This is a genomic window from Leptotrichia sp. HSP-342 (assembly GCF_041199995.1).
Lineage (GTDB): Bacteria > Fusobacteriota > Fusobacteriia > Fusobacteriales > Leptotrichiaceae > Leptotrichia > Leptotrichia mesophila.
Genome location: NZ_CP165646.1, coordinates 1,670,276 through 1,696,133, shown reverse-complemented (window position 1 = coordinate 1,696,133; position 25,858 = coordinate 1,670,276). Strand labels below are relative to the sequence as shown.

17 protein-coding genes and 2 pseudogenes are annotated in these 25,858 nt (G+C 30.7%); 17 read left to right on the top strand and 2 right to left on the bottom strand.

The genetic code is table 11. From position 1 onward, the window contains the following. Positions 1–28: 28 nt before the first annotated feature. The 10 genes from AB8B23_RS08645 to AB8B23_RS08600 all read left to right on the top strand — a co-directional run bounded on the left by AB8B23_RS08645 (position 29) and on the right by AB8B23_RS08600 (position 15,355). Positions 29–1,981, top strand: a complete 1,953-nt coding sequence (locus AB8B23_RS08645) for a DUF2207 domain-containing protein (protein ID WP_369712407.1) — start codon at positions 29–31, stop codon at positions 1,979–1,981. 106 nt (positions 1,982–2,087) lie between these two features. Further along, a complete protein-coding gene (locus AB8B23_RS08640) occupies positions 2,088–3,980 on the top strand; it encodes a DUF2207 domain-containing protein (RefSeq protein WP_369712406.1) in 1,893 nt (630 codons plus the stop codon). Between the two features lie 145 nt (positions 3,981–4,125). Further along, positions 4,126–5,169: a DUF2207 family protein gene (locus AB8B23_RS08635; RefSeq protein ID WP_369712405.1), complete on the top strand. Its 1,044-nt coding sequence runs from the start codon at positions 4,126–4,128 to the stop codon at positions 5,167–5,169. A 103-nt stretch (positions 5,170–5,272) separates the two neighbouring features. Next, positions 5,273–6,409 (top strand): cysteine desulfurase family protein, encoded by a 1,137-nt coding sequence (locus AB8B23_RS08630; protein ID WP_369712404.1) that lies wholly within the window; start codon positions 5,273–5,275, stop codon positions 6,407–6,409. Between the two features lie 87 nt (positions 6,410–6,496). Beyond that, on the top strand, positions 6,497–7,288 hold the full coding sequence (locus AB8B23_RS08625; RefSeq protein WP_369712403.1) for a Cof-type HAD-IIB family hydrolase: 792 nt from the start codon (positions 6,497–6,499) through the stop codon (positions 7,286–7,288). Positions 7,289–7,322: 34 nt separating this feature from the next. Beyond that, on the top strand, positions 7,323–10,880 hold the full coding sequence (gene dnaE, locus AB8B23_RS08620; protein WP_369712402.1) for a DNA polymerase III subunit alpha: 3,558 nt from the start codon (positions 7,323–7,325) through the stop codon (positions 10,878–10,880). Between the two features lie 296 nt (positions 10,881–11,176). Beyond that, positions 11,177–13,855 (top strand): leucine--tRNA ligase, encoded by a 2,679-nt coding sequence (leuS, locus tag AB8B23_RS08615; protein ID WP_369712401.1) that lies wholly within the window; start codon positions 11,177–11,179, stop codon positions 13,853–13,855. 57 nt (positions 13,856–13,912) lie between these two features. Then, entirely contained in the window at positions 13,913–14,122 is a 210-nt protein-coding gene (locus AB8B23_RS08610) for a hypothetical protein (RefSeq protein WP_006805829.1), read from the top strand. After that, positions 14,122–14,493 (top strand): type II toxin-antitoxin system death-on-curing family toxin, encoded by a 372-nt coding sequence (locus tag AB8B23_RS08605; RefSeq protein WP_369712400.1) that lies wholly within the window; start codon positions 14,122–14,124, stop codon positions 14,491–14,493. The genes AB8B23_RS08610 and AB8B23_RS08605 overlap by 1 nt, the downstream gene beginning before the upstream one ends. A 25-nt stretch (positions 14,494–14,518) precedes the next feature. Beyond that, complete coding sequence (locus AB8B23_RS08600) at positions 14,519–15,355, top strand: SDR family oxidoreductase (protein WP_369712399.1); 837 nt, start codon at positions 14,519–14,521, stop codon at positions 15,353–15,355. 121 nt (positions 15,356–15,476) lie between these two features. Here the strand turns inward: AB8B23_RS08600 and AB8B23_RS08595 are convergent, their stop codons facing one another. Further along, on the bottom strand, positions 15,477–16,406 hold the full coding sequence (locus tag AB8B23_RS08595) for an IS30 family transposase (RefSeq protein ID WP_369712398.1): 930 nt from the start codon (positions 16,404–16,406) through the stop codon (positions 15,477–15,479). A 108-nt stretch (positions 16,407–16,514) separates the two neighbouring features. Here AB8B23_RS08595 and AB8B23_RS08590 point away from each other — a divergent pair. Next, positions 16,515–17,963 (top strand): annotated as a pseudogene (locus AB8B23_RS08590) (AAA family ATPase); the annotation flags it as partial. A gap of 66 nt (positions 17,964–18,029) precedes the next feature. Here the strand turns inward: AB8B23_RS08590 and AB8B23_RS08585 are convergent. Further along, the gene (locus AB8B23_RS08585; RefSeq protein WP_369712397.1) at positions 18,030–19,073 is read right to left on the bottom strand and encodes an ISAs1 family transposase; all 1,044 of its coding nucleotides are present in this window, start codon (positions 19,071–19,073) and stop codon (positions 18,030–18,032) included. Between the two features lie 76 nt (positions 19,074–19,149). Between AB8B23_RS08585 and AB8B23_RS08580 the strand changes: the two are divergent. From AB8B23_RS08580 to uvrB, 6 genes and pseudogenes are all read left to right on the top strand, one after another. Further along, positions 19,150–19,401, top strand: a pseudogene (locus tag AB8B23_RS08580) (PD-(D/E)XK nuclease domain-containing protein); the annotation flags it as partial. Between the two features lie 314 nt (positions 19,402–19,715). Continuing rightward, positions 19,716–20,261, top strand: a complete 546-nt coding sequence (locus tag AB8B23_RS08575; RefSeq protein ID WP_369712396.1) for a type II secretion system protein — start codon at positions 19,716–19,718, stop codon at positions 20,259–20,261. Further along, positions 20,262–21,875 (top strand): ComEC/Rec2 family competence protein, encoded by a 1,614-nt coding sequence (locus AB8B23_RS08570; RefSeq protein ID WP_369712395.1) that lies wholly within the window; start codon positions 20,262–20,264, stop codon positions 21,873–21,875. Positions 21,876–22,008: 133 nt separating this feature from the next. Then, positions 22,009–22,344, top strand: coding sequence for a zinc ribbon domain-containing protein YjdM (locus AB8B23_RS08565; RefSeq protein ID WP_021744002.1), 336 nt, complete (start codon positions 22,009–22,011; stop codon positions 22,342–22,344). A 481-nt stretch (positions 22,345–22,825) separates the two neighbouring features. Beyond that, entirely contained in the window at positions 22,826–23,710 is an 885-nt protein-coding gene (gene era, locus AB8B23_RS08560; protein ID WP_369712394.1) for a GTPase Era, read from the top strand. Between the two features lie 160 nt (positions 23,711–23,870). Continuing rightward, positions 23,871–25,844 (top strand): excinuclease ABC subunit UvrB, encoded by a 1,974-nt coding sequence (gene uvrB / locus AB8B23_RS08555; RefSeq protein WP_369712393.1) that lies wholly within the window; start codon positions 23,871–23,873, stop codon positions 25,842–25,844. The last annotated feature ends 14 nt before the right edge of the window (positions 25,845–25,858 follow it).

Genomic DNA, 25,858 nt, shown 5'->3' with positions numbered 1-25,858 from the left:
TAGTAAATTTTTTAGAAGAGGGCTTATTATGAAGAGTTTTAGCAACCGAAAATTAAACAGTATTTTTTCAATAATGTTTGTATTTTTCACATTATTTTTCTTAAGTGCGAAATCATTAATTGCTGAAAAAATAACGAATTATGAAGTTACAGTTCAGATGAATAAAAATGGGACTTTGACAGTAAATGAAGTGATTGACTATGAATTTGACGGTGCGGCAAAGCACGGGATTTATAGGGATATTCCATTACGTTCAAAGAAAAACGGCGTGGATATTTACAAATCTTATATAAAAATGAATTCAATAAAGAGAAACGGTATTTCTGAAGAATATTCTACGAAACTTTTTGATGAAGGTATTAGATATAGGGTTGGTTCTGCAGACAGATTTGTGGAAAATGGCGTAAATAGATACGAATTTAATTATGTGATTTATAATGCAGTATTTGAAAAAAATGGAATTTATCAGGTTTACTTTAATGCAATTGGTCAATTTTGGCAAGTTCCTATCGAAAAAGCTGCAGTAAATATAAAATTTGGAAATGGAGAACCTGTTTTAAAAAATGAAATTAGGCAATTAGATATTTTTACAGGTGAATATGGACAAAGTGGGAAAGATTATATTACAAATTTGAATAATGGAACTGTTGAAATTAAAACAAATAAGGTTTTAGAGGCATATAATGGATTAAGTTTTCGTCTGAATTTAAAAACAGATAATATAAGCCCAACATTTTGGGATAAATTACAGACACTTTATTATGCTCATCCTTTAATTGCTGTAGGACCGATTATAATAATACTTTTAGCAATTTATGGATTTGTAACGTGGTATATATTTGGAAGAGATGTGGATAAAAAGGCAATTGTTCCTGAATTTAATATACCAAAGGACATTTCAGCCATGTATGCGGCTTATGTCAATGGAGAAAGAGAGCCAAGAGGAATATTGACAATAGGAGTGCTTTCATTACTTTCTAAAGGTTATGTTGAAGCTGATGATAAGGAAGGTAATGGAAGAAATGTAGAATATACATTGTCTAACAGTGAAAAAAACAAGCCTGAATTAGCAGAAGAAGAAAAGATTGTTTTTAATGCTCTTTCTGATACGGGGTATATATTCAAAAAAGAAAGAAGCCTTTACGATGCTTCAAATAGAATATTGAAATTGTTTGAAGATAAATATAAAAAGAAAGTATACAGGGATAATAGCATTTTTAATGTTGTTTTTATTATCGGGATAATAATAGTTTTTATGGTCTCAGCAACTGCAAGTACTGGAACATCAGGTGTATCTGACAGCGGTTTTGGAGTAGTCTCTTTAATTATGGTTGCTAGTTTTTTTGGAATACTTTTAAATATGATTTTTTCAATTATAAATAATATTTATGGAAATAATAGCATATTTTTAAAAATTATTAAGTGGATAGCGGTATTATTCTTTTCAGTAATCTATGGAGTTTTAAATTTCATTGTAATTGGAATAATTATGGCAATGTATGCTGTTTATTCAAAAATAATTGGAAGATATACTGTTGATGGAATGAGAAAAAAAGAATACTTGGATGGCATGAAAATGTACATAAAGACTGCTGAAGCAAATCAGATTATGAAATTTAACGATGTAGATGAGCTGGTAGCCTATTTTAAAGGAATATTGCCTTATGCAGTAGCTCTTGGTGTAAAAAATGAAGCAGTAAAACTTATGAAGAATACAATAAAACTTTATGATTTTGATGAAAGTACATATTCTTACATAAATAGAGGAGTACATTTTAATTCATACAATAATTTCTTTTTATCAGATATGATTTCAAGAGGTTATAACAATGCATACAATGAAATAGCAGAAGAAAGATTTAGCACTTTGAGAGAAAACTCTAGAAATTCGAGCGGAAGCGGTTTTGGCGGAGGCGGATTCTCAAGTGGTGGAGGCTTCTCTGGCGGAGGTTCTGGCGGGGGAGGTGGAGGAAGCTGGTAGAAATACTGGCTTTTTATGATTTTTACATAAATTTTAAATTTGTATAATTGTTAAAGTTTGATACTGAAAAAGTTTTAGAATAACTAAAAATAAGGATAGATAAAATATGATATTTCAAAATAAAAAATTTTCAATATTATTTATGTTTATGGTAATGTTTTTATTTAATTCAAGCAGGCTTGATGCAGTAATATTGCATAGTGAAAAAATAAGAAATTATGAAGTTACAGTGCAAATTAATAAAAATGGGACGCTGACTGTAAATGAAGTGATTGATTATCAGTTTGGCGAAGAGTTTAAGCACGGGATTTATAGAGATATTCCTTTGCGTTCAAAAAGGTTTGGATTTGATGTTCATAAGTCTTTTATCAAAATGAATTGGATAAAGAGGGACGGAAAGGATGAAGAATATACAAAAAATCATTTTTATGAAGGAATAAGGTACAGAATAGGTTCCGAAACAGAACTTGTAAATTTGTATAAGACTGAGACCATATATGAGCTGAATTACGATATTTATAATGCTGTGTTTGAAAAAGATGGAATTTATCAAGTGTATTACAATGCTATTGGACAGTTTTGGAATGTTCCTATTGAACAGGCAAGTGTTATTATAAGATTTCCTGATGGGCAAAAAATTAAAAAAAATGAAATTGAAAAGTTGGAAGTTTATACTGGAAGTTATGGAGAAAAAGGTGAAAATTATGACATTTTAGAAAATGATGAGGAAATACACATTTCAACAAAAGAGCTGGAGGCCAAAAATGGGCTTACATTTATGCTAAATTTGAAAACGGATAAAATAAGCCCAACTTTAGTAGATAAGCTAAAAATTGTATATCTTTCCAATCCAGCAATAATAATTTTGCCATTTTTATTGTTATTTTTAACAATATATTCTATTGTAACGTGGAAGTTTTTTGGAAAAGATCCACAAGGGAAATCTGTAATTCCAGAATTTAATTTGCCAAAAGACATTTCTCCAATGTTTGCAGCATATATAAATGGTGAAAGAGACACAGTGGAGATATTAAATGCAGGAATATTTACATTACTTACAAAAGGGTTTATAGTAGCAAATAGAGTTAATGGTGAAATTAAATATAACAAGGAATCCAAAACTGCGTATACACAGGAAACTGAGCTGGCGGAAGAGGAAAGGATGCTGCTTGATGCTCTTTCTTCAGAAAAGAATGATATTTTTGGTAGTGAAAAAAGAATTTATAATAAGGCAAATAGTATCATTGAAATTCTGAAGGATAAGTATCATAAAATAATTTATAAAAATAATGGAAGTTTTTTAGTTCCATTTTATTGTGCAGCTCCTGTTTTTATGATTTTTATATTTTCACAGACAAATTTTGAGATTTTCAATCCTTTTATAATATTGTATATACTTATAACATTAGGCTCATTTTTTCATAGAATTTGGATAACAGTTAGTAAAAAATTGTTAATAGGATTAGTAATTATAGTGATTTTAGGTGTATCTTTTTATCAGGGAATTGAGATTTTTGTTTTTACAACATATTTTGTAATATTGTTTATTGTGTATGCAAAGTTAATTGGTAAATATACAAATGAAGGCTTAAGAAAAAAAGAATATCTGAAAGGTATGAAAATGTATATAAAAACAGCGGAAGAGAATCAGATAAGAAAATTTGACAATGTAAAGGAATTAATCGAATATTTTAATGGAATTTTACCTTTCGCAGTAGCACTTGGAGTAAAAAACGAGGCAATAAAATTAATGAAAAAAACAATAAAAATATACAACTTCGACATAAATGAATCTTATATAAATAGCCATACTCATATATACGCTTATAGTAACCACAGTTTTACGAACGCATTTTCAAGAAGTTACAGCAGTGGCAAATCGAAAATTATGAGTGAAAAATTTAGTTCATCTAAAAGTGGCTCAGGCGGAGGCGGCTTCTTTAGTGGGGGAGGCTTCTCTGGCGGAGGTTCCGGCGGAGGAGGTGGAGGAAGCTGGTAGAAATACTGGCTTTTTTTCTTGTTGTAAAGTATTGTTTTTTAGTTTATAATATTGGTATAAATATTATTTTTTTAAATTTGTGCAAGAATACAGATAAATCCAACAGAATACAAAAAATGTAATTTGAATTTTAAGGAGCTTATTAATGAATAAATCTTATATAGTTATAATTGAGATTGTTATGGTTATACTTGTTGCAGTTTATTCTATCTCAACTTGGTATTTCTTTGGCAGAGATCCGAAAAGAAAGGCAGTTGTTCCTGAATTTAATGTGCCAGATAATATTTCTGCAATGTTTGTAGCTTATATTAATGGCGAGAGAGATTCAAAGGAAATATTGAAAATTGGAATATTGTCGTTAATACTGAAAGGATACATTTCTGAAGTTGATGAAACTGGGACAGGGAATAAAAAGTATATTTTGAATAAGAAAAATAGAGATAATTTGAAATTGAGGAAGGAAACTTTATTTCAAGAGGAAAATAATTTGCTGGATGTTCTTTCGGAAAATGATTTGTTTGGAAATAAAATAGGGATTATTGGATTTAAAAACCGTATTGTACATTTTTTGGAAAAAAAATATAAAAGGATGATTTACAAAAATAATTATTTGTTTTTTGTCCCTGTAATATCTGGAATAGCGATTTCTATAGTTTTTATATTATTGAAATTATTACAAGGGAATCTTGAAAGTGCTATTATTGGTACAATGTTTATATTTATATTGCTTGAGTATGTACATGGGATGTCTGAAGGAATTTTAAAGTTTTTATATGCAGCAGTTATGTTGGGAATAATTGTTGCTGTAATGATGTATATGGAGATTTATTTGGGATTAAGCCTGTTTATTTTGGGAATAATATTTTTGGTTTATGAAAAGGCAATAGGAAAATATACAGTTTCAGGACGGCGAAAAATGGAGTATATTGAAGGTTTAAAAATGTATTTTGAAACTGCGGAGAAAAATAAAATAGATAAATTTGAAACAGAAGAAGAAAAACTTAATTATTTTAATAGAATATTTCCTTATATTATCGCACTTAAAGTGGAAAATGAAAAAATAGGAATTTTTAAGGATTCTTTGGATTTTTTAAATATAATGGGAAGTTATGCTGAAGCTCAATGTTATGTTAATGAGTATGTAGATAGGAAATTTCCGGTTTTTAGAAAAAAATATATTTTTTGGTAAGATAAGTAGATGATTAGAAAAGTAAAATGTATTTTAGGATTAAAATAACAGAATTTTATAAATTATAAAATAATGAAATGAAAAAAGGAGAAGAAAGTTAAAAATGAAAATAGTGTATTTAGATAATGCTGCAACTACAAAAATGTCGGACAAAGTGATAGAAGAGATGACAAAATCGTTTAGCGAAAATTATGGAAATCCGTCTTCTGTGCATTCATTGGGACAACGTGCAAAATCAGCTGTGGAAAGGGCAAGACATATTGTAGCGCAGAATTTAAAGGTTGAAACAACTGAAATTGTGTTTACATCTGGCGGAGCCGAAGGGAATAATCTTGCAATAAGGGGATTTTTAAAGGCAAACAATGATAAAGGAAAACATATCATAACATCTAAGATTGAGCATTCTACGATTTTAAAAACCTTTGAGCAGCTGGAAAATGAAGGGTATGAAGTTTCGTACATTAGTGTTGATGAGAATGGAGTTGTGGATATTGAGGAGTTAAAACAGGAATTGAGGGAAGATACGGCTCTTGTTTCGATAATGTTTGTGAATAATGAAACTGGGGTTATTCAGCCAATTAAGGAAATTGGGGAAATTTTGGCAGAGAGAAATATATTTTTTCATACAGATGCAGTTCAGGCAATAGGGAAATTGAAAATTTTGCCAAAAGATTTGAAAATAAATGCTTTGACAGCAACCGCTCATAAATTTTATGGGCCTAAGGGAGCAGGATTTGTATTTATTGATAAAAAATATTCGGTTGAAAAGGAAATCTGGGGTGGCTCGCAGGAAAGGAACAGACGGGCTGGAACGGAAAATGTTCACGGAATTTTGGGACTTGGTGTGGCACTTGAGGAAGTTTATGAAAATTTGGAAGAAATGTCGGAAAAAGAAGATAAACTACATAATTATCTAGAAAATAAACTGATAACTGAAATTAAAAAATTAGGTAAAAAAATACGGATAAATGGAGAAAAAGCCAACAGAATAAAAACAACAACGAATGTCTACATAGAAGGAGTGGATATTCAAATGCTGCTGGTAGCACTGGATTTAAGAGGAATCTGTATAAGCGGCGGTTCTGCATGCATGTCAGGCTCGCTTGAAAATTCGCACGTTTTGAAGGCTATGGGACTTACTGATGAGGAATTGAAAGGTTCATTTAGAATGAGTATTGGTAAAGATACGACTATTGAAGAAATAGATTATTTTGTAGAAAATTTAATTGAAGTTATTTAAATATAGAATTATAAAAAAGATTATCAGATAGTTTTAAAAAAATAAGAAAGAGAAATTTAACAAATTGTTAGTAGAAAGGAAATTAAAATGAATAATATAAAAGCGATATTTATGGATTTGGATGGAACAGTGCTGACAAGTGAGCATAAAGTTTCGGAAAATTTGATAAAAAAATTGAGAGAATTGGAAGAAAAGGGAGTGAAAACATTTATTGCAACTGGGAGAACCTTTATTTCATCAAAGCCTTTTGTGGAAATGCTGGGTATAAAAAATCCAGTAATTAATTATAATGGCGGGAGAGTTACAAATCCGTTAAATAATGAAGTTATCTTTGAAAAACCTGTTGAGGCACAAGATGTTAAGGAACTTATCAAAGTTTCAAGAGAAAAGGGGATTCACTTAAATTTATATATGGATGACAAGTTATATATTGAAAATGAAACAGATGAAGGTAAAAAATATTCAGAAAGCGTGGAAATTCCATATTATGTGAAAAATTTTGACGAATTCATTGGAAAAACTTCTACAAAAGCATTATTTATTGCAGAAAATTCGATTTTACTGGAGTTAAAAAAGGAATTGGAAGAAAAATTGCCACATATTAATTTTGTATTTTCAAAGCCACATTATTTAGAATGCTTGAATAAGGAAGTAAATAAAGGTTTGGCAATAAAGGAACTCTTGAAAAAATATAATATTTCTCCAGAAGAAACAATGGCATTTGGGGATCAGTGGAATGATTTGGAAATGTTGAAGTTTGTGAGATATGGGTATCTTATGGGGAATGCAACAGAAGATCTGAAAGAGAAATTTTCAGATGACAAAATTACTTTGTCAAATGATGAAGATGGGATTTATGAAGTGATAAAAGAACTTTAGGTATTTTTATAAAAATAGAAATTAGGTAGAAATTATGGGAAATAAATTTGTACATTTGAAATTGCATACCGAGTATTCACTGCTTGAAGGAGTAGGAAAAATAGATGAATATGTTGAAAAGGCTAAGGAAATTGGAATAAAAGCACTTGCAATTACCGATACTTCGATGTTTGGGGCAATTGAGTTTTTTAAGAAGTGCAAAAATGCTGGAATAAAGCCTATTATTGGACTTGAGGTCTTTCTTGACGGACTGGAGAAAGTGGGGGAGTTTTCGCTTACTTTGCTTGCTAAAAATCAGAATGGGTATAAAAATTTATCAAAATTGTCGTCAATTTCATATAGCAGGTTTACACGGAATAGGAATAAAATTAAGTATGATGAATTGAAAAAATATTCAGATGACTTGTATATTTTGTCAGGTGGCATAAATAGTGAGGTTATAAAGGGTATTCTGGATTTGGAAAATACTCAGGTTAGAAGAGTTGTTGAGAAACTTGGTAAGGATTTTGGGGATAATTTTTTTATTGAAGTTCCTGCTGTGGAAAGGCTGGAAAAGGCTAGAAAAATGCTTTTTGACATTGTGCGTAAAAATAAATTTGATAATTTTGTTATTACGAATGATGTTTATTATCCGAATAGAGAAGATACGGTTTTGCAGAAAATCGTGGAATCAATAAAAGAGGGAAGTAAAATTGATACAGAAAAATCGGAAAATAGTGAAATTTTGTATGATGACCTATATCTAAAATCTGAAAATGAAATAGAAAAAAGTTTTGAAAATAAGGAATATAGCGAGTTTTATGAAACTGGAATTAATAATGTGGAAAAAATTGTGGAAAACTGCAATGTTGATTTTGAGTTTCATCATTTTAAATTTCCAAAATATTCGTTGCCACAAAATATAAGTGAAAAGGAGTTTTTACGAAATCTAGTATTTGAGGGACTTTTTCACAAATATTTGAAAAAATCTGTTTCAGATTCTGAAAAATTGCAGCTGGATAAAAATTTTGAGATAATTGAAAAAGAGATTGCAAAAGATGAAATTTCTGGGCAGAAAATGAAAGAAATTAAAATTCGAGAAAAATTATTAAAAAATAATTTGGAAAATGTTTTGGAGCGTGCAGAGTATGAGCTGGAAATTATTGATAAAATGGGATACAATGGATATTTTATCATTGTCTGGGATTTTATAAAATTCTCACGTGAAAATGGGGTTTATGTTGGGCCTGGAAGGGGTTCTGCGGCTGGGAGCATTGTTTCATATGCTTTGAATATTACGGAAATTGATCCGCTTGAGTATAATCTGATTTTTGAACGTTTTTTGAATCCTGAACGTATTTCGATGCCAGATATTGACATAGATTTTGATCAGGAACAGCGGGAAATTGTCATAAATTATGTGGTAAATAAATACGGGGCAGAATATGTGGCACATATTATTACGTTTGGAACGCTAAAAGCAAGGCTTGCGATTCGTGATGTGGGGCGTGTGTTAAATATTTCGCTTGTAAAAGTCGATAAAATCGCTAAAATGATACCGTTTAATACGGAATTGAAAGATGCCCTGAACAACATCCCTGAACTTAGAAAAATGTATGAAACTGACAGGGAAATAAAAAGAGTGATTGATTATTCGCTTAAATTAGAGGGTAAAGTGCGGCACGCCTCTGTTCATGCGGCTGGAGTTGTTATTTCCAAAGATGTGCTAAGCGATGAGATTCCAACTTATTCTGATGGGAAAACAAAGATTGTTTCAACACAGTATCAAATGAAGGAACTGGAAGAGCTGGGAATTTTAAAAATGGATTTCCTTGGATTGAAAAATCTCACAATTTTGCGGAAAACTGTGGAAAATATTGAGAAAAGAAGAAAAATAAAAATAGATTTAAATGATATTTCGCTAAATGATGAAAAAACTTATGAACTACTTACAAAAGCTGATACAATGGGAGTTTTTCAATGTGAGTCGGCTGGAATCAGAAGCCTTATGAAGAAAATGAAAATTGAAAAATTTGAGGACATAATCGCATTGCTTGCACTGTACCGTCCAGGACCTTTGCGAAGTGGAATGGTGGATGATTTTATCAATGTGAAAAATAACAGGACTGAGATAAAATATATTGATGATTCCCTAAAATACATACTTGAGGAAACTTACGGAATAATTTTGTATCAGGAGCAGGTTATGAAAATTGTGAGTGAAATGGCAAATTATTCACTTGGAGAAGCCGATGAGCTGCGGCGTGCGATTGGAAAGAAAAATCCTGAACTAATGAAGAAAAATCGTGAAAAATTTGTAACAAATGCTCAAAAAAACGGAGTTTTATCGAAAAAAGCAAACGAAATTTATGATTTAGTTGAAAAATTTGGTGGATATGGATTTAACAAGTCGCATTCGGCGGCTTACGCCTTGATTGTTTACTGGACAGCGTATTTTAAGGCAAATTATCCGTTGGAATTTTTTGCTGCGATAATGACAACCGAAGTGCATAATCTGGATAGATTTGTTGTTTTTGTGAATGAAGCGAAGGAAAAAGGGATTAATATATTTTTGCCAGATGTGAATTTGTCTGATTATGATTTTGAAATTGAAGAAAATCAGGCGGATAACGAAAATTTTGGAAAGGTTGGAATAAGATTTGGACTTTTTGCGATAAAGGGCGTGGGAGCAGCATTAATTAATGAAATAAAAAAAGAACGAAAAAACGGAAAGTTTGTTTCCTACAAAGATTTTGGATATCGGATGAAGCAAAATGGAATTACAAAAAAACAGCTGGAATCGCTAATTTTATCGGGAGCATTGGATGGACTTGATGGAAACAGGTTTGAAAAATATAAGTCTATTGACAAAGTTCTAGAATACAGCCAGAAAAAATATGAATCTGAAGAAGATTTGCAAATGATTTTATTCGGAGGGAAAAAGGAGATATCAGTTGACTTCCAGATGGAAAAAAGCGATGAGTTTTCTCAAAAAGTATTGCTTCAAAATGAAAAGGAATATTTGGGAATCTATGTTTCAAGCCATCCTTTAAATGAGAAAAAAAATCTGATAAATATAATTTTCCATAATAAAATATCAGAAATTTCTCAAAAAGAGCTAAAAAAAGTACGAATTATCGGAATAGTGAAAAATGTAAAAAAATTTGCAACACGGGCTGGAAAAGATCCGATGGTAAAATTTGAAATGGAAGATTTTCAAAAAAGCATTGAAGTTGTCTGTTTTCCAAGAGAATACATAACTTTTGGCTATAAAATTACGGAAGGGCAGATTATGGTGCTGGAAGGAATTGTAAATTCCGAGCAAAATAAAAATACACTTATTTTAAACAACATTTGCAACATTGAAAATCTGGAAGAAAACAAGAATCTGAAATTATACATCTTAATTGATGAAGAAGTGAAAGAAAAGAATCAGGAATTGAAGCAGATTATTTTAAAAAATAAAGGTGACAATCAAGTATTTTTAGCATTTAAAACGAATGAGAAAAAAGAAGTTGTAAAACTGTCTGAAAAATATAATGTGAACTTGTCGCTCAAGTTTATTAGGAAAGTTGCGAAATTGGTGGGGGCTGAGAGGATAAAGTTGAAATAGAAAAAATAAGAAATATTTTTGGAAATAGGGATGTTTAATGCTTAGATTTAGGAAAGGAAGGAAATTTTAAATATTTTTATTGTTATTGTGGATAAGAAGCTAATGAAGGGAAAATAAATTTAGGAAAAATTTGTAATAAAGCAGATATAATTGAAAGTTCATTAAGTAAAATAAAATTTTCTTAATCAAATTACCTTTTGAAAAATCTATTAAATATGATAAAATAATAGATATTGTAAGCTAGATCTAAAAAATAAAATTATAAAATTAAATACTAAAAAAATTGGAGGAAAACAATGATAAAGGAATACAAACCGTCGGAAATTGAGAAAAAATGGCAAGATAAATGGTTTGAAGGAGATGTTTTTAAATCAGAAAATAAAGTTGATGGTAAAGAGAATTATTATGTACTTGAGATGTTTGCGTATCCATCTGGAAAGCTTCATGTTGGGCATTTGAGAAATTATGCGATTGGAGATGCGATTGCTAGATATAAGAAGATGAAGGGGTTTAACGTGTTGCATCCATTTGGGTGGGACAGTTTTGGATTACCTGCGGAAAATGCCGCAATTGACAACGGGGCACATCCTGGGAAATGGACAAAGGCTAATATTGACAATATGAGAAGACAGATGAAGCTTATGGGACTTTCTTATGACTGGGATAGAGAACTTAGTACTTATACTCCAGAATACTATAAATGGAATCAGAAATTTTTTATTGAGATGTATAAAAAAGGTCTTGTTTATAAGAAAAAATCTTATGTAAACTGGTGTCCAGACTGTAATACCGTACTTGCAAATGAGCAGGTTGAAGGCGGAAAATGCTGGCGACACGGTAAAACAGATGTAATTCAAAAGGAACTTTCACAATGGTATTTCAAAATTACAGAATATGCAGAAGAATTACTGCAAGGACATGAAGAACTTAGAGGTCATTGGCCTGAGCAAGTGCTTGCTATGCAGAAAAACTGGATTGGAAAATCAACAGGAGCGGAAGTAGACTTTATTTTGGACTTTGATTATAAAGGGAATAATGAGAATATTATAAAAAATGAAAAAGGTGAAGTTGTAATAACTGTGTTTACTACGAGAGCGGACACGCTATTTGGGGCGACTTACTTGACTTTGGCACCTGAACATCCGTTAGTAGAAGAAGTTATTTTGAAGCAAAATCCTGAAATTAGGGAAAAAGTTGAGGCTATGATTAATGAGGATAAAATTAGCCGTACTGCTGAAGATAAGGAAAAAGAGGGTGTGTTTACAGGACTTTATGTTATAAATCCAATAAATAATGTAAAAGTACCTTTATGGATTGGAAACTATGTATTAATAGATTATGGGACTGGAGCGGTTATGGCTGTGCCTGCCCATGACGCAAGAGACTTGGCTTTTGCGAAAAAATATGACTTGCCAATTAAAATTGTGGTAAATCCTGTGGATAAAGATGAGAATGTCCATGAATTGACGCTTGAAGAAACATTTGAAAATATTTTTACTGGAAATGGAATTATGACTAATTCTGGAGAATTTGATGGAATTTCAAATGAAGATGGAAAAATCAAGATTGTAGAAAAACTGGAAAAATTAGGAAAAGGTAAGGCAACTATAAATTATAGGCTTCATGACTGGTTAATCAGCAGACAAAGATACTGGGGAACTCCAATTCCTGTGATTTATGATGAAGATGGAAATATTTATTTGGAAGAAGAAGCAAACTTGCCTGTAAAATTGCCTACAGATATTGAGTTTAACGGAAAGGGAAATCCACTTGAAACTTCCGAGGAATTTAAAAATGTGATTTTGCCAAATGGGAAAAAAGGTAGAAGAGAAACTGACACAATGGATACTTTCGTTGATTCTTCATGGTATTACTTGAGATATTTGGATTCTCACAATGATAAAGAGCCGTTTAAAAAGGAAGATGCAGATAACTGGACCCCAGTTCATCAATATATCGGTGGAATTGAGCATGCAGTAATGCACTTGCTTTATGCAAGATTTTTCCACAAATCACTAAGAGATTTAGGATACGTTGACACAAATGAGCCATTTAAGCGTTTATTGACACAAGGAATGGTTTTAGGGCCTTCTTACTATTCTCAAAATGAAAGAAGATACTTGTTCCCAAGAGAAGTGGAAATGAAGGATGGAAAGCCTGTTTCTAAGGAAACTGGAGAAGAATTGACAACAAAAGTTGAAAAAATGAGTAAATCTAAAAATAACGGAGTAGATCCTGAAGAAATCGTGAAGGAATACGGAGCTGACTCTTCAAGAGTGTTCACATTGTTTGCCGCGCCGCCTGAAAAAGAGCTGGAATGGAATATGAACGGACTTGCAGGGGCTTACAGATTCATAAACAGACTTTATCTGTTAATTTCATCAACAGCTGATTTTGCTGATAAAAATGCCTCAAAGGAAAACAATTATGGAATTAATCTAGATGCAAGAAGTGAAAAAGACAAGGAAATTCAGAAAAAATTACATCAGACAGTGAAAAAAGTTACAGACAGCATAGAGGACGATTTCCACTTTAACACAGCAATAGCCGCAATAATGGAACTTCTAAACGATATGACAACTTACAAGCAAAATGTAATTGATAAAAATGATATTTCATCAGAAAGTAAAAAAGTATGGCATGAAGTTCTTGAAAAAGTGATTTTATTAATTGCACCTTTTGCACCGCACGTGGCGGATGAATTATGGAGTGATTTAGGAAATACAACTCTTACTTTTGAGCAAGAATGGCCAACATTCGTTGAAAAATTAACTGTGGAAAACAACTTTAACTTGGTTTTACAAGTAAATGGAAAAGTTAGAGATATGTTGCCTGCACAAATTGGAATTTCAAAAGGTGATGCTGAAAAATTAGCATTTTCTTCAGAAAAAGTTCAAAAATTTGTTGATGGAAAAGAAGTTGTCAAGGTAATTGTTGTGCCTAATAAGCTAGTTAATATTGTTGTAAAGGGATAAAGTTTAATAAAGGGAGAGGAATTTTTAAAAAGAAAAATTAAATTAGGGGTGATTACGATGACATATATTGCAGAAATAGAAAATAATAAAATAATTAATGAATTTAAAAAAGCTGTAAAAAAAACTGGAAAAAGTGAAAGTGATGTATTAGTTCAATTGATGGCTAAATTTGTTGAAGAAAACAAAATTGAAAAGAATTCAATGGATATTTTATTTAATAAAATGGAAGAAAATAAAGATGTTTTTATTAGAATGCGTGATAAATAATGATTAAATATTTTGAAGTTTGTGACATTTTAAAAATACATAATAAAGTTTTAGAGTTATCAGGTGGTTTAGAAGGATATAAGGATAAATCAGGAATAGAAAAAGTATGTGATTTTGTACAAAATGATTTATATTATCCTGAATTTTTAGATAAGTTAACATATATAATTTTTAGCATATCAAAAAATCATTTTTTTAATGATGGAAATAAAAGGACTTCTATTGCTGTTGGGGCATATTTTTTGATAGAAAATGGGTATGATGAAAAAATAACGGAATATATTAGGGATATGGAAGATTTAGTTGTTGAATTTGTAGAAAATAAGATTAATAGAGAAGATTTTAAAGAAAAATTGAAAAAGTATATCTGAAATAAAAAAAGTAGGGGAAAATAAAATGGCTAAAATCGCAGTAACTGGAGTAACAGGAAATTTAGGTGGCATGGTTTCAAGATTATGTAAAGAAAATGGAATAAAAGTGAGAAATTTGGCTAGAAATAAGGAAAAAGCTGAAAAAATTGGATTTTCTGATGTTTTTAAATCAAATTATGATAAATCAGAGGATACTATAAAATCATTGGAAGGAATTGAGGTACTTTTTATGGTGTCTGGTTCAGAAAATCCTAATCGTGTTCAGCAACATAAGGATTTTATTGATGCGGCTAAAATATCAGGAGTTTCGCACATTATTTATCTTTCGTTTTACAATGCTTCAAAAAATTCAATATTTACATTGGGAAGAGATCATTATGCAACTGAGGAATACATTAAAGAAAATGGATTTAAATATACATTTTTGAGAGATAATTTTTATGCGGATTTCTTTGTAAATCTATGTAGAGAATATGGAGAAATAAAAGGGCCTGCTGGAAATGGTAAAGTTTCGGCTGTGGTGCGTTCGGATGTGTCAGAAGTGGCTGCTAAAATTTTGGAAAATCCAGAAAAATGGGAAAATCAGACTTTGAATATGACAGGACCTGAAGAATTCACAATGGAGGAAATTGTAAAAATTGTAAGTAAATATTTTGGGAAAGAAATTAAGTATATTGATGAAACGGTAGAAGAGGCTTATGAATCACGTAAAATCTGGAAAGCTAAACAATGGGAATACGACTCGTGGGTTTCAACTTATACTGCAATTGCCCAAAATGAACAATCGGGTATTTCAAATGATATTAAAAAAGTTCTGGGGCGTAAAGCAACTTCCCTGACGGAGTATTTAGAAATATTGTAATGAAAAATATGATTAAAAAATTTTGTGAAATAAAATTTTATAAAAGAGGGGGGAAGGATTTTTAATGAAAAATAATATGACATAAATTGCAATATTAATTGCGACATTTTACCAAATTTTTTTAAAAACTAATTTCGTGTAAAAATTTTTCAAATGGCGTTGCATAGTTTAAACATTTTCTTGGTCTCGAATTTATCAGCATTAAAGTTCTTATCAAGTCTTCTGTATCTATTTTTGATATGTCGGTCTTCTTTGGGTAAAATTCTCTTAGAAGACCGTTGCTGTTTTCGTTGCATCCTCTCTCCCATGAGCAGTAAGGATCTGCAAAATAGAATTCTATTCCCAGCTTCTCCACTTCTTCCCAGCATGAAAATTCCTTCCCCCTGTCTGATGTGAAAGTCTTGAATGCTCCTTGTGGAATACTGGCTGTCAGCCGTTTTATTGCTTCTAACACTGAATTTTTACTTCTATTTTTCATCTTTATTGCCACATAAAACCTTGTCTTCAATTCCACAAATGTTGCAAAGCAGGCTTTGCTTTCCCCTCTTGATGAAACTACCGAGTCTAGCTCCCAATGCCCAAAAACTTCTTTTTTCTTGACTTCTTCAGGTCTATCGCCAATTGTCTTCCCAATATTGAATTTTCCTCTCATCTCCTTAGTTTTCGCTTTCCTTCCCTTTCTTCTCAAGACATTCAGGGAAACATCTAGAAAATTACTGTACAACCAGTTATAGATAGTTTTAAATGACAGTCTCCCCTTTAATTCCCTGCCAGCAATTTGTTCAGGAGACCAGGTTTTACAGAGTCTGTCCTCTATCAGATTTTTCAATTCAGCAGTAATTTTTGAGTTTCTTCCTTTATTAGCAGATTTTGTATTGGCATTTTCTTGAGCATTCTCAGAAGAGTATTCGCCATTAATTCTTTTGATTTCACGGTAAATGGTAGCCCTGTGCCTGTTAAGGATTTTGGCAATTTTAGAAATTTTGTAATTTTCCTTTAGCAGAACCTCTAGTTTATTTCTTTCATTTATGGTAAAATATTTATGGCTCATGATATATTTCCTTTCGTTAATGTTTTTGTCGTTACTAACATTTTAACACGAAATTATCATGAGTTTTTATATTTTTTTAGTTTGTCGCAATATATTTTACAATCTATGATGAAAAAAAAATTACCAATAGGAATATCAGATTTTAAAGAAATAATTAAAAAAAATTATTATTATTTTGATAAGACAAAATTTATTGAAAATCTTTTGGAAGACGGGTTTAAGGTTAATTTATTCACTCGTCCAAGAAGGTTTGGGAAAACGCTTAATATATCGATGTTAAAATATTTTTTTGATATCGAGAAAAAAGATGAAAATAAAAAATTGTTTGAAAATCTGGATATTTCTGAAAGTAGATATTTTGAAAAACAGGGGAATTATCCCGTAATTTCCATTTCATTTAGAACTTATGGCGAAAAAAATTGGGAAAATGGGTTTAAAAGAGTTAAAGAAATAATCAGAAATTTATATACAGATTGTAAATTCTTGACTGAAAAAATGGATGAAATTGAAATTGAAGAATTTAATTCTGTGAGAAGAGGCTTGGACTCAGCAAATTGGAAATCTTCTTTATTTTATTTGTCGAAACGTTTGTACGAATATTATGGGAAAAAAGTAATAATTCTAATAGATGAATATGATCAGCCGATAATAGATGCCTATATAAAGGGATATTATGAAGAAGCGATAGACTTTTTCAAAAGTTTTTATGGGATAGTTTTAAAAGATAATGAATATCTCGAAATGGGGGTCATAACGGGAATATTGCGTGTTGCAAAAGAAAATATCTTTTCAGGGCTGAATAATTTGAAGGTGAATACTATACTAAATGATAAATTTACTGAATATTTTGGAATTACTGAGTCTGAAGTGGAAAAGGCGTTGAAGGATTTTGATTTTGAATACGATTTGGCAGATATCCAAAAATGGTATAATGGATATTTATTTGGAGATGTGAGAGTTTATAACCCTTGGTCAATTATTAACTTTTTAGCTGATGGGAAGTTAAAGACATATTGGGTAAACACAAGTGGAAATGAGCTTATAAAGCTGTATTTGAAAAAGTTAAGCGATGAAATATTTGATGATTTTTCAAGGCTTTTAAACAAAAAAAGTATTTTAAAAATAATCAATGAGAATATGACTTTTGAAAATTTGGAAGCAAACTTTTCGGAAAATATATGGAATTTATTTTTTCACAGCGGATATTTAACTCTAGCACAAAAATACGATGAAGATGATGAAGACGCATATTTAAAAATTCCAAATGAGGAAATATTAAAAATGTTTTCAAAAATGTTTATTGATGTGTATTTTGAAAACTATAATTTGTTTTTAAGTATGATAAATGCTTTGAGAATTGGAGATATTGACAAATTTAAATTGGAATTAAGGAAAATTTTGCTTGAAAATGTTGGAATATTTGATGTGAGCGGGATTTACAAGGAGCAGTTTTATCACTGATTAATGCTTGGATTAGTTTTAATGCTAAAACGAGAATACGAAATAACTTCAAATAATTTTGCAGGGAAAGGCAGATATGATGTGTTATTAAAGCCCACGACAAACGCATGAATATTTTAAACTATTTCTTTATATTTATCCATTTTTTTAACAACAGCATTTCTATATATCAAAAAATAATTTTAAATATCTTCTTACATCTAATGATATGATATATCTCTTTATCCTTCTGCTAAATTTCTTTCTGAACGGCAGTTCTTCCAGTATTGAGATTGCTAATTTCCTTAGAATATTTAAGTTTCTTGCCGCATTTTTGTTTAATGTCTTATTTGCATCTTCTCTGAATGTCATATCCAGTATCCAATGATAACTTTCTATTGCCCAATGTCCTCTTACCGCTCTTACAAATTCTTCCACTCCCCCTGCTGTATTTGTTATGTAATACCTTTTCTGTTCCTGCTTTTTTCCATTTTCTTCTGTTGTTAAAATGATGCACCTATCCCTTTTACTTCCTTCCATTCCTTCTTCCTTTAATTTTTTTCTGAATCCCTTGTCAGCAAAGTAATCTTCTATATCTTCTTTTAAAGTCTTCTGGTTCCCTTTTACCTGGAGACAGAAATAACCCTTCTTCTTTCCTAGCTTTTTTATGATTTCTTTCTGGGTTCCTATCGCATCTATTGTAACTATACATTCCTTTACTGAGATTTTATCAAGCAGACGTAATATCGCTTCTATATCATTCCCTTTTCCTTCAAGCGCCACTTGTGAATAGCAGATTCCATCTTCTTTGGAATACGCAGATACTATGTCTAACGGGCTGTTGTTTTTATTCTTCATTCCGTTTAAAAATTTCCCATCAATATTCAATATTTTTCTTATTTTTTTATATTCCCCGGAAATTTTTAACTCCATCCATTTTGTCAAAAGAACTTCTGTAACTTCAGGCTCTATTGTAGCCATGACTCTTTGAATAGCATCATGCGAAGGAACTCTATTTGGCAGCTCCAAGTATCTTTTTAATGCTTTAAGATATAGTTTCCCAAATTCCTCAATCTCTTCCCAATATTCAACATTCGCAAGCATAGCAAAAAGAGTAATCATAACAATGTCACTTAACTTGTGTTTTATTTTTGAAGTCTGTCGCTTGTCCTCTATTTGAGTAATATATATTAACAATTCTTTTAGATTTTGGTTATTTTCCGACATTTTTACCAGCTTCTTTCATAAAATATCTCAGTAATATTATACCTTTTTTTAGATTTTTTTCATGCGTTTGTCATGATTAAAGCCTAAAAATCTTGAAAAAAGAAAAGAAGGAATCATTCTGGAACTCAAAATTGTTGATTTTGGAAATAATTTGAATAAAAATGAAATTAAAGAAAAACTGGAAAAGGAATGTGAAGTTGCATTACAGCAAATTGAAGAAAAAGAGTATGCTTCAGTACTTAAAAATGCTGGAATTAACAATATTCTGAAAGTTGGAATGGCGTTTTTGGGGAAGGAAATGGAAGTTAAATTTAAGAGAGAAGTATAATTCTTTTAGGAAGTTTAAATAAAATAAGTTTACTTGTAAAGTCAGTAGAAATACTGACTTTTTATACTAATACTAACCCCCATTTAAATAATCAAAGTACTTATAAATTTATTTCTCTTCATTGCTCCATAACTCTAACAGCAAATATTTTTTTCGAAAGTCTAAGAAATTTAGTAAAATATTATTACTGAAGATATATTAAGGATATAAAATTAATTTATTAAAAAACATTTGATTTTTTCAGAAAATGATGTATAATAATATTAATTTAAAATTAAAATTTACATAAAAATAGTTTTTTAAAGGGGGAGAAAATGAGAATAAAGGGGAATAACAATGGATTTACACTCATTGAGGTTTTATTATATATTTCAATTATGGCGATTTTGTTTATGGTGGTTTCTGTGAATTTACAGAAACAGAGGCAGAATCAGGAGTTCGCAATTCAGAAGAGGAATATTAGCCAGTTTATTAGAAAAATTCAACAGTATGCACAGCACAACAGGAAGGAATATGTGCTGGATTTTAAAATATCTGAAAAGAGGGCCTATTTTTTGGATGAAAAAAATGGGAAAAAGGATATTATAGATAAAATGGAGATTTCCAAAAACTTATCTTATATGACAAATAATTCTAATAAAAATGCTGATTTTAGAAGACGTACCACAAATGAAGGGAATTTTGAAAAAGGATTTTCCGTTTATTTGCTGGATAAAAAGGGAGAAAAAATTTATTATAGAATTTCCACAAACACAATAAATGCGGCGAAATATCCGATTATAAGTATTTACAGGGCTAAAAAGCCAATTAATCTTTCGGATGACTATTCAAAAGCTAACTTATGGGAGGAGGAAATTTAGATGAAAAATGGGGGAAATTTTGAAAATAATGAGATAATTGAGGAAAGAAATAAAAAAATAGATTTTGAGAATATAAAATTTCGTAAAATCGTGAAAAAATCTAATAAAAATGAAAATATAAAAAATTATGGAAATATAAAAGTGAGTAAAAATAATGACAATAGTCAAACTCAAGAAAACGTAAATAAATTTGAAAATAAGGAATTTGACAAATATATTTTGGAAATGCAGAAATTCAGAGAAAAAGAAGCTAGAAAAAAGTATATAAAATCTGAACTTTCACGCAGGAAACAAAATTTAGTAAGGTTTTTTAATATAGAAATAGGAATTGAAGAAGTGAAAAGAACTTGGCAATTTGGAATTTTAATTTTGGCAGGGATTTTTTTGTTTGTGTTTTATCTGAATTTTGTTACTTTTAAGGGGGAACTTTCTGGAGAAAAAACGCTTTATGTGAAGATTGATGGAAATCGTGGAAGTGTCTTGAAGGTTAATAACAAATATTTGAAAAGTCAGGCGAGCATAGAGAATAAGAAGGGGCTTGAATATGGATTTTACCTTATGCGGTACAAAATTAGGAAAGTTGTAAATAAAAATGGCAATATTAAGATTGAAGGGAAAGTGTTAGGATATAAAGAATCACGATTAAATAGAGTCCGTAAATATATTTTGGAGATTTTTGATAATTTGTTTATAACTGAAGAAAATTTGTATGCTTTTTCACGTGCTGCAGTTTTGGGAGAAAAGGCGGAGGTTTCTAAGGATATGAAGGATAAGTTTAAGTATACAGGACTGGCTCATTTAATTGTAATTTCTGGAACTCATATAAGTCTGGTTGTGATTGGGATTGTGAAAATTTTGGATGGGCTGTCGCTAGGATATAGGTTTAAATATCTGATGGCGCTTGCAGCACTTACTTTCTATTGTGCATTAATCGGATTTTCTCCAGGAATTTTACGTGCCTATATTATGGGAGCGATGATGATTTTGGCAAGAGTTCTTTTTGAACAGGAAGACAGTAAAAAATCTCTTTTGGTGTCGTTTATTGTTATAATTGTGCTAAATCCGTATTCACTTTTTGATATTTCAATGCAGCTTTCGTATGCGGCAGTTGTGGCAATAATATTTGTAAATCCTGAATTTAAGAAAATTTATCAGGAAAAAATTTTGGATAAAATAAAAAACGAAGTATTGAGAAATACTGTAGATTTGATATTTTTAAGTTTAACAATACAAATTACGAGCATTCCTTTATTTTTGTATTATTTTGAAAAATTGCCATTATTTTCATTTTTATTAAACATTGTGGGAATACCGATTGGAACAGTTGTTATACAATGTTTATTTTTGGCTGTACTTCTAAATATTTTTAAATTATCTTTATTTAATGGAATAGTAGTTTTTATTACAGAAGTTATTTTTAAGGCTTTTGAAGGGTTCATTTACGCTGGAAGCAAAATTCCGCTTTTACAGCTTAATATTAATGGAAAAGCACCATTATGGACGGTTTTTGCATATTATGGAATGTTATTTTTTATAACATTTTTTGTAATGCCCTTGTTTACTGCAAAAATTGATATGTATTCAAGTTCTTTTAATACTGAAACAATAAAATAATTATAGAAATGAATTTAAGAACGTTATTAGCAGTATAAATGAAAATTATGATAATAAACATATTTTATAAGTTCCTGTTTCGTGGTATAATGATATGATAAAAAAATAATAAAATTTGAAAGGAAGATAGAATATGAGTTTACCAAATTGTCCAAAATGTGGATCAGAATATGTTTATGAGGATGGAAATATGCTAGTTTGTCCAGAATGCTTTTATGAATGGGCTGAAAATGGGGAAGAAAGCAGTGATGAAAACGTTGTGAAAGATTCAAACGGAAATATTTTGCAGGATGGGGACAGTGTTACAATTATTAAGGATTTGAAAGTAAAAGGTGCATCGTCAGACTTGAAGAGAGGAACAAAAGTTAAAAATATAAGATTAATTGATGATGGGATTCATAACATTGATTGTAAAATAGATGGTTTTGGTGCAATGAAACTAAAATCGGAATTTGTTAAAAAAATATAAAAAATAGATTTTTTAATAACTTAATTTATAAGTTTTTTTCTTAAATATACAACTAGATAATATTTATTTGAATTTCAATTTTTTTGGCTAATAAATATTTATTTGATAACTTTTATGTTTTTTTCTTTGTTTTAGAGCAAAGGGGAACAATCGCTATCCCCTTTTATTTCGCAATATTAGTTATTTCAATTTCTTCAAATTATAACATCTGAAGATTTTGGCGAAAGTGCTACGCACTAATCCCAGCTTGTCTAAGCATTTTTTGAAAACAAAATCGAAACTCGGTACGTATAACTTCGCTCAAACAGTCGATTTTATTTCCAAAAAATCAAGACGTCTTGATTTAATTATAAATAGTTATGCTAATAAGAAATATTAGTTGAAATAGTATGAAAAATGATTAATTTAAATATTTGAGAATTGAAATTGTTAAATAAATTTATTATCATAATTAAATTAAAAAAATAGAATTGGAGAAAGAATGAAGTCAGGATTTATAACAATTGTTGGGCGTCCGAATGTTGGGAAGTCTACGCTTATGAATAAGCTTGTGAAAGAAAAAGTTGCGATTGTGTCAGACAAGGCTGGGACGACTAGGGATCAGATAAAAGGTATTGTAAATATTGGAGAAAATCAGTTTATATTTGTTGATACGCCAGGGATTCATAAACCTAAACATTTGCTTGGGGAACACATGACTAATGTAGCATTAGAAGCTCTTGAAAATGTGGATTTGATAATGTTTATGCTGGATGGGACACAGGAAATTTCAACTGGGGATATGTTTGTTAATGAAAATGTGCGAAGTGTAAAGACACCAATTGTACTTGTTATTAACAAAATTGATAAAATGTCGGATGAGGAAATTGAGGAGAAGAAAAAGGAAATTCGTGAAAAATTGGGAGAGTTTGATGAAATAATAACTCTTACAGCGGAATATGCAATTGGAATTCATAAGATATTTGAAGTTGCTGAAAAATATTTATCAAATGATGTATGGTTTTATCCAGAAGATTACTATACAGATTTACCAGTAAATAAGATTGTTGTAGAAACAGTCAGAGAAAAAATTTTACATCATACAAAAGATGAAATTCCGCATAGTGTAGCTGTGGAAATTATTAATGTGGAAACAAAGCCTACAATTAGAAAATATGATATAAATATTTATGTTGAAAGAGATAGCCAAAAAGGAATTATTATTGGAAAAGATGGGGCTATGCTTAAGAAAATTGGGACAGAGGCTAGACGTGAGATTGAGCATCTGATTGATTTAAAGGTTAATTTGAAATTGTGGGTAAAAGTTAAGAAGAAATGGAGAAAGAATAAGAAATTTCTTGATGAAATGGGATATAAAATAAAATAACAGTTATTTTAGATTCTATTTGGTTAATAATAATTTCTTTTAATTTTTATAAAAAATTTGCTTGAAAATACATATCTATAGAGAAAGTAGAAATATGAGTTTAAATTTTGGAAACAATTAATAAAAGAGAATTTTGAAAAAAAGAAAGAGGAAAATAGAGATGGATTTTAAGATACATTCAAAATTTAAGCCTACTGGGGATCAGCCGCAGGCTATTCAAAAAATTGTGGAAAACTTGGAAGATGGGATTACAGATCAGATTTTGCTTGGGGTTACGGGGTCGGGAAAGACATTTACAGTTGCGAATGTCATTGAAAAAATAAATCGTCCAGCTTTGATAATGGCACCGAATAAGACGCTTGCAGCACAGCTTTATAATGAATACAAACAGTTTTTTCCTGAAAATGCTGTTGAGTATTTTGTGTCTTATTATGATTATTACCAGCCTGAAGCGTATATTATGCAAACTGATACGTATATTGAAAAGGACTCTTCAATTAATGATGAGATTGATAAATTGCGGCATGCGGCGACAGCGGCACTTTTGAACAGAAGAGATGTCATTATTGTGGCTTCGGTTTCGGCAATTTATGGATTGGGGTCGCCAGAGGCATATAAAAAGAGATCGATTCCGATTGATGTGGAAACAGGATTTGAAAGAAATGAGCTTATAAAAAGGCTGATTTCACTTAGATATGAGAGAAATGACATTGCCTTTGAGCGTGGAAAATTCCGTGTGAAAGGTGATATTCTTGATTTACATCCATCTTATCAAGATACAGGATACCGTTTTGAATTTTTTGGAGATGATTTGGAAAGCATTTCAGAAATTAATACGCTTACTGGACAGAAGATTAGAAATATAAAAAGAATCACAATAATGCCTGCGACTCACTATTTGACAAATGAAGATACAAAAGTGATGTTTGAGTCAATAAAAAAGGAAATGGAAGAAAGAGTGCATTTTTTCCAAAAAGAAGGAAAACTGCTGGAAGCACAGAGAATTGAGCAAAGAACAAAGTATGATTTGGAAATGATTGAGGAAATTGGTTATTGTAAAGGTGTGGAAAACTATTCTAGATATTTGACAGGAAAGAGTGAAGGAGAAGCGCCTGATACGTTGATTGACTATTTTCCTGAGGATTTGGTCGTATTTTTGGATGAGTCGCACATTTCAGTTCCGCAGATAAATGGAATGTATAAGGGAGATAGAGCAAGAAAGAAGGCTTTAATTGACAATGGATTTAGGCTTCCAAGTGCTTACGACAACCGTCCGTTAAAATTTGAGGAATTCTTTGGAAAAATTCCGCAAGTTGTATATATTTCAGCCACTCCAAGCGATTACGAGCTGGAACATTCAAATGGTGAAGTTGTAGAGCAGCTTGTCCGTCCAACAGGAATTGTAGAGCCAAGTATCGACATTCGTGAAACAAAAAATCAAATTGACGACTTGATGGATGAAATAAAAACAAGAACAGCAAGAAAAGAACGAATTTTAGTTACAACCTTGACAAAAAAAATGGCAGAAGAACTGACAGATTACTATTTGGAATACGGAATAAAAGTAAAATATATGCACTCTGACATTGACACGCTAGAAAGAACAGAGATAATAAGAGGCTTGAGAAAAGGTGAATTTGATGTTCTAGTTGGAATAAACTTGCTGCGGGAAGGGCTGGATATTCCAGAAGTTTCATTAGTGGCAATTTTGGAAGCAGACAAGGAAGGATATTTGCGTTCCAGAAGATCTTTAATTCAGACAATGGGACGTGCCGCAAGAAATGTGGAAGGACATGTTATCCTATATGCCGACAGAATAACAGGCTCTATGCAGGAAGCCATTGACGAAGTGAACAGACGGCGTGAAGTTCAGGAAAAATACAATTTGGAAAACAACATTAATCCAAAATCAATCGTAAGAGAAATTGCAGAGTCAATCGTAGACTATGAAATTGAAAAAGAAAATGAAGCAAACAAAGCAATTAAACAGTATAAGAGCGAAAAAGATGTTGAAAAGGAAATCAAGAAACTTGATAAGCAGATTAAAAAACTGGCTGAGGAGCTTAATTTTGAAGAAGCTATTAAGTTGAGGGATAAAATGAATGAATTGAAGAAGTTGTTAATTGAACTGTAATTTTTTCTTTATTT